1 protein-coding gene is annotated in these 619 nt (G+C 27.9%); it reads left to right on the forward strand.

What is annotated here, in order from left to right; translation table 11 throughout:
- Positions 1-496, forward strand: a 496-nt coding sequence (locus tag I6E15_RS10065; protein WP_235247636.1) for a transposase, incomplete at its 5' end; no start/stop codon positions are given.
- Positions 497-619 lie beyond the last annotated feature (123 nt).

Genomic DNA, 619 nt, shown 5'->3' on the forward strand with positions numbered 1-619 from the left:
TTCATATATGCCTGCGAAATCTTTAGAACTTAAACACACAATTAAACTGATTGAAGAATTAACTTCAGAAATTAATGAAATTGAGCAAGAAATTAAATCTATTATGGATAGAATCAATTCTCCAATACTTACAATTCCTGGAATAGGTTATTCTATGGGAGCTCAAATCATTGCAGAAATTGGAGATTTCAAGAACTTTGATTCTCCTGATAAAATTTTAGCTTTTGCTGGATTATCTCCATCAACCTATCAATCAGGCAATTTATATTCTTCCAATGCTAAAATGGAAAAACGAGGTTCAAAGTATTTAAGATTCGCTTTATTTAATGCAAGTATTTATGTATGCCATTATGAGCCAACATTTGCTTTATATCTTGCAAAGAAAAGAGCAGAAGGTAAACATTACTATGTAGCTCTTTCACATGCAATTAAGAAACTTGTTAGGCTTATTTTTCACTTGGAAAAAACAGGTGAACATTATGTTGCTTTAACTTAATTTCTCTTATTTTTTAATACTGTTTAAAGGTTCTAACCAAACCTTATTTTTGTGATGCATTTTTTTAAATTAACAAATTTATTTAATTTTTTTATTTTTGACTTGACATTTAATAGTTAGTCT

This window comes from Fusobacterium perfoetens (assembly GCF_021531475.1).
In the GTDB taxonomy this organism is placed as follows: domain Bacteria; phylum Fusobacteriota; class Fusobacteriia; order Fusobacteriales; family Fusobacteriaceae; genus Fusobacterium_B.